This window comes from Acidimicrobiia bacterium (assembly GCA_016650365.1).
Taxonomy (GTDB): Bacteria; Actinomycetota; Acidimicrobiia; order Spongiisociales; family JAENVV01; genus JAENVV01.
Window position 1 is genome coordinate 1 of the sequence record JAENVV010000038.1, and the last position, 5,363, is coordinate 5,363.

A 5,363-nucleotide genomic window follows, 5' to 3' on the forward strand; every position below is an offset into this window, starting at 1 on the left:
CCGTCCGTATGGATACGCGGTTATCGCCTCCTCGACGCACCCTTTTGGCATTTGGCGGGACCAGCTCACGACGCCGAAGGAGCGGTACGAGGGTCTGGCCCGCGACCTGCAAGCCGTGCTGCGGCGACTGGTTATTTGCGGCATGCATGTGCATGTGGGGATCGAAGACCAGGACCTGCGTATCGACCTGATGAACCAGATCACCTATTTCGTTCCTCACCTTTATGCCCTTTCGACGTCGTCCCCGTTCTGGGCGGGTGAGAACACGGGTATGAAGAGCTACCGCAAGTCCGTATTCAAAGCTCTTCCCCGAACCGGACTGCCTCCCGAATTCACCAGCTATGGGGAGTATGAGCGCCATGTCGATGCCCTCGTCGGACCTGGTGTAATCGAGGACGGAACCAAACTGTGGTGGGACGTTCGCCCCTCCGCCCGCTATCCGACCCTCGAACTGCGCATCGCCGATGTCTGCACCGACATCAACGATGCCCTGACGATCGCCGGCCTCTATCTGGCGTTGCTTTCGATGCTGTACCGACGTCGCCGAGAAAACCAGAAGTGGCGACATTACGCCTCGATTCTCATCGATGAGAACATCTGGCGAGCCCAGCGGTACGGAGCGTCGGGCAGCCTGATCGATTTCGGTCTGGGCGAACTGGTTGACTTTCCCGACCTGGTGGAGGAGCTACTTGAGCTGGTCGGACCCGATCTGGACGAATTGGATTGTCGTCGTTTTGTCGAACATGCCAGGACCATTGCCGCTCGCGGGACGAGCGCTGACCGGCAGTTAGAGGTCTACGACCGGGCCATCGAGGCTGGAGCATCGGTTGATGAGGCGTTCCGGGACGTGGTCGATATGCTCATTGACCTCACAGAGACGGGTCTAACGCCCATAGCCTGATCGCACCTTAAGGGCCGTATACTTGGCTGGTGGATGCCCTCTTCGCACTACTGGCCTTGGTCGCCGTCCTTTGCGGCCTGGGTTTCCTGTGGTCAATGCGTGCTCCGGTAGACGCCCGCTTGGTCCGTTTGGCGGTCCCGGCGGCGGCCTCGTTTGCGATTACGGCCATGCTCGGGTCCCTGTACTACTCGGAAGTCGCCGGATATGTGCCATGTCAGCTGTGCTGGTATCAACGAATTGCCATGTATTCGCTGGCAATCATCTTGTTCATCGCCGCAGTCCGGCGCGACGAGGGGATCGCCATCTACGGTCTGTCTCTGTCAGTTCTTGGCTTTGGCATCTCCATGTATCACTACTACGCCCAGCTGTTTCCGAGAAGCGACACATGCGGTCCCGACGCCTCGTGTTCGGTACGATGGGTTGACGTGTTCGGCTTCGTATCGATTCCGCTTATGGCGGGAGCCGGTTTCTTCGGAATTGCTGCATCCATGCTCTATCTCTTGAAAGCGAGAAGCACATGAAGACACGCTGGCTGGTTGCTGCTGTATTGACACTGTTCCTGACGGCATGCCAGGGCGATACGGCCACGATATTGGTTGACCAGACTGCCGATGTAACCGTCACCGGCGTGGCGCTGCCTGAATATGGTCAGCCAGACGGCGGAGTCGGGCTTACCCCTCCGGTGCTGAGCGGGGCCTCTTTTGATGGCTCCCCGGTGACGATCGATCCTGCCGATGGCGCCCAGGTCGTGTTATTCGTGACGCACTGGTGTTCCCACTGCCAGAATGAGATCCCAGTCGTGGTCGACTGGCTTGCAGCTGGTGGCCTTCCTGATGGTGTCAAACTCACCGTGGTTTCCACGGCCGTTTCGTCGGGGCAGCCCAACTACCCACCCTCGGAGTGGCTGGCTCGCGAAAACGTCACCGTTCCGATTCTTCTCGACGACGCAGCTGGAAACGCCGCCGGATCCTACGGACTGACGTTTTTCCCTTACATCGTGACGATCGGAGCCTCCGGGAAGGTGGTCACCCGGGTCACCGGCGAGTTGCCTGCTTCGGCTTTAGATGCGCTTGTAGCCAACCTGGGTGATTCTTGAACCACTAGGTTGGCCGGATGCGATATGTGGCGGGCCGGGTCGTTCAGGGGGTTCTCGCCCTATTTGGATTCCTGACGGTCATGTTCTTTGCCGTCCAGGTGATGGTGCCCGGTGACTACTTCACGCCGCTGCGGATGGGTATGACCGAGGCCGAAGTCGATGCCATCCGTGCGCAGTATGGGCTGGATCAGTCACTCTGGATCCAGTATTGGCGGTGGATGAAATCGCTATTTCAGGGGACGTTGGGAACCTCGACCATTGGATCGCCGATCTCAGGCCTGCTGTCCGAAGCGGTTCCCCGAACATTGTTCGTTCTCGTAGGTGGACTACTCATCGCTTTTGCGATCGGGACCGCCCAGGGTCGCTGGTCATCGTGGAGCAAGGGGTTCCGGTCGGATGTCATCACCTTCATCGGTCTCGTCTTCCTGACTGCCTTCCCACCATTTCTGGCGTTTCTTTTGAATCAGCGGGTTCGTCAACCGCTCCGTGACCTTCGCAACCAGGTTATGGGCGACTCGGCTAATCCCTGGAAGTCGTTCACCCTGTTCACGGAGTCACGCATCTTGTTGGAGATGACTGTGTCGCTGGTCATCGGGGTGGCCATCGCCGCCCTTGTTACGTCTCTGCTCCGGCGCTATTCGAACGCCCGGCCACGGCCGTGGTGGACGGTCGTTGGAGGGATCGGCATCACGCTCGTATGGTGGTGGCAGGGTGATCGGGGAGTGTACGCGCTCGATCTCCTCTTCGATTCGGCTATTCCGCTGATCGCGTTCATCCTTCTGTCCTACGGCGAGTTCCTGCTGATCATGCAGTCGTCAATGACCGGCGTGGAGCACGAACCGTATGTTCTGACAGGCATGGCCAAAGGATTGACCGAACGACAAGTTCGAAATCGGCATGCCTCCTCCAACGCCATCTTGCCCCTATTGGCCCGGTTTGCCGTGAGCGTGCCATTCCTCATGACTGGCCTGGTCATCATCGAACGATCGGTGTCCTGGCACGGCCTCGGCGACTTCCTGTTCTCAGCCATCACCGCCCAGGACCTTCCAGTGGTTATGGGCGCCCTGGCGGTCATCGGGGTTCTGTCCCTGCTCGTTCGAATCACCCTTGAGGTCGTGACCGTGACGCTCGACCCCCGAATCCGCCGGCCATGAACCCGGGCCTCCTTCGCCGTCTGAGGGCCTCGAAAGTTTTTTGGCTCGGGATATTCATGTTGCTGGTGTTCGCGGGCATGGCAGTGGCGCCCACCTTCCTGATGGGGAGAGTGTGGCCGTCCGGCATCTACAACCCGATCACCGGGTACGACTTCGAGATACTTCATCCGTCGCAACCCTCGGCCGCCCATTGGTTCGGTACTGACAATCAGGGCCGCGATGTGTTATCGCAGTTACTCGCCGCCACCCGACCGACGTTTCTTCTGGCGATGATCGCAGCATTGGTTACGGCGATCTCGGGTACGATCGTGGCGTTGGTTGGAGCGGTCGCCTCGCATTGGGTTGACCGGACAGTCGGATTCGTATCCGATGCCTTGCTGTTGTTGCCGGCCCCGATATTCATGTTGATCATCGGGTCTGGTGGCATGTCACAGTCGATCGGTCCCATTTCGTTCGGTCTCATCTACGGCCTGATAGCCGGTATCGGGGGCGGCGGTATTGTGCTTCGCTCTCAGGCCCAGTCGATCATGGTCCGACCCTTCATCGACGCGGCCCGGGTCACCGGCGTGTCCCGGTGGCGAATGGCCACCCGTCATCTGCTGCCACATCTGGTTCCGCTGGCAGCCGTGTTCATGCTGCTGGCAGTGGCCGGGGCGGTCATCGCAGATGGATTCATCTCGTTTCTCGGACAGACAAATACCGATGTCAGCTGGGGGACCATGGTCTATTGGGGGACGACATTCGTGCATCCGCTGACGGGCGACCCGGCCTGGAACGCGTTATTGGCTCCATCGGTGGCGTTGACCCTGTTTTGCACCGCCTTTCACCTAATATCGGTGGGTATTCGGAGGGCGGCAGACGCTCCGTTGTAGGTTTTGCCTTCCGATGGCTGGGTGCGTAGGCTTCCGGTCGCCCTTTTTCGGGGGTGGTGTAATTGGTAACACAGCAGGTTCTGGTCCTGTCGTTGGGGGTTCGAGTCCTCCCCCCCGAGCTCTGGCCCCGTCGTCTAGAGGCCTAGGACGCCGGCCTCTCAAGCCGGTAACGCCAGTTCGAATCTGGTCGGGGCTACAACGCGAAACCCCTGCTCAGCGGGGGTTTCTGCGCGTTTCGAGGTCGACCGGTTGGACCGCTTGGGCCACGCCTGGGCCACGGGAAGATTGGGCGATGGCGTCGAGACGGTCGGCAGTCTGGTCGTCAAGCCCATCCATGAGGTGCCCGTAGCGGTCGATGGTCACCTGAATCGACGAGTGCCCGAGCCGGGTCTGAATGGCCTTGGGATGCTCCCCGGCGGCGATCAGCCAGGCCGCGTGGGTGTGGCGCAGGTCGTGGATCCGGCAGGGAGCACCCACCGACTCGGCGACAGCTCGACGCCAGATCCTCCCGAACGATCCTCTCCGAAGAAATGCGCCCTGTTCGGTGGTCCAGACCATGCCGTCGGTGGGTGGGTGTTGTTCGAGATGGTGGGTCAAGGTTTCTACGACCACGTGGGGGAGGGTGATGGTTCGTTCTGAGGCCGCCGATTTGGGTGTGCCGAGTGAGGGCTGCTGCCCGGACGCTTCGATGAGCGCCGAGCTGACGGTGAGCCGTCGACGCAGCATGTTCACGTCGGCCACTCGTAGGCCGGCCAGTTCACCCCAGCGCAGCCCGGTGTAGGCAGCCACGATTGCCAGCGACCCGTAGCGTTGCGGTAGGGCGGCGGCGAGTACGTCTACGTTGGCTGCGTCGAGGATGCGCATGTCTGAGCGGCGAGCCTTGGGGAGCCGCAACCCTTGGGCGGGTGGCGAAAGGATGCGTCGGTCGAGGACCGCTTGGTTGAGGGTGAGTCGAACCCAGCGCATGGTCTTGGCGACCGTCTCGGCGGCGTAGCCGGAGGCGGTCAACTCCGACATCATGTGGCGGAGAAGCTCGGGCGTGAGTCGGGACAGCGGCACATCACCGATCCACGGTGTCGCCCGCTGGTGGCAGCGACGGTCGGTTTCGATGGTGCGGGCGGCGAGATGGATTCGCCCGGCCAGGAGTCGGGTGGAGTAGTCGACCCAGCTGATGTGTCCGTGTTCGGGGTCAACCCACTCGCCCCGATCGACCTTCGTCAGGGCGCCACGGAGCCACCGTTCGGCATCGATCTTGCGGTCGAAGCTCCTCGAATGAAACCGACCGTCGGGTCCCCGATAGCGGGCCCGCCACGGCGCCGGCCGGTCGGGTCGATGTTGGA

Annotated in this window: 6 protein-coding genes and 2 tRNA genes; 7 read left to right on the forward strand and 1 reads right to left on the reverse strand. The window is 61.1% G+C overall.

The window, feature by feature from the left end; genetic code table 11:
• From JJE47_02370 to JJE47_02400, 7 genes are all read left to right on the forward strand, one after another.
• Window positions 1–901: carboxylate-amine ligase (locus tag JJE47_02370; protein MBK5266256.1), on the forward strand; the 901-nt coding region annotated here is incomplete at its 5' end.
• Window positions 902–996: 95 nt separating this feature from the next.
• Entirely contained in the window at window positions 997–1,422 is a 426-nt protein-coding gene (locus JJE47_02375; GenBank protein ID MBK5266257.1) for a disulfide bond formation protein B, read from the forward strand.
• On the forward strand, window positions 1,419–1,997 hold the full coding sequence (locus JJE47_02380) for a redoxin family protein (protein MBK5266258.1): 579 nt from the start codon (window positions 1,419–1,421) through the stop codon (window positions 1,995–1,997). The genes JJE47_02375 and JJE47_02380 overlap by 4 nt, the downstream gene beginning before the upstream one ends.
• Window positions 1,998–2,014: 17 nt before the next feature.
• Window positions 2,015–3,151: an ABC transporter permease gene (locus tag JJE47_02385; GenBank protein MBK5266259.1), complete on the forward strand. Its 1,137-nt coding sequence runs from the start codon at window positions 2,015–2,017 to the stop codon at window positions 3,149–3,151.
• Window positions 3,152–3,207: 56 nt separating this feature from the next.
• Window positions 3,208–4,023 carry an ABC transporter permease gene (locus tag JJE47_02390; protein MBK5266260.1) on the forward strand — a complete coding sequence of 272 codons (816 nt, stop codon included), beginning with the start codon at window positions 3,208–3,210 and terminating at the stop codon, window positions 4,021–4,023.
• A gap of 47 nt (window positions 4,024–4,070) precedes the next feature.
• A tRNA-Gln gene (locus tag JJE47_02395) sits at window positions 4,071–4,142 on the forward strand.
• A gap of 4 nt (window positions 4,143–4,146) precedes the next feature.
• Window positions 4,147–4,219, forward strand: a tRNA-Glu gene (locus JJE47_02400).
• A gap of 17 nt (window positions 4,220–4,236) precedes the next feature.
• Here JJE47_02400 and JJE47_02405 read toward each other — a convergent pair.
• The coding region (locus JJE47_02405; GenBank protein MBK5266261.1) for a site-specific integrase at window positions 4,237–5,363 on the reverse strand (1,127 nt) is incomplete at its 5' end.

What these genes read in the sequence shown, in the direction of transcription:
- JJE47_02380 (MBK5266258.1), top strand. Translation starts at nt 1,419, where the DNA reads ATGAAGACACGCTGGCTGGTTGCTGCTGTATTGACACTGTTCCTGACG.
- JJE47_02375 (MBK5266257.1), top strand. Translation starts at nt 997, where the DNA reads ATGCGTGCTCCGGTAGACGCCCGCTTGGTCCGTTTGGCGGTCCCGGCG.
- JJE47_02385 (MBK5266259.1), top strand. Translation starts at nt 2,015, where the DNA reads ATGCGATATGTGGCGGGCCGGGTCGTTCAGGGGGTTCTCGCCCTATTT.
- JJE47_02390 (MBK5266260.1), top strand. Translation starts at nt 3,208, where the DNA reads ATGTTGCTGGTGTTCGCGGGCATGGCAGTGGCGCCCACCTTCCTGATG.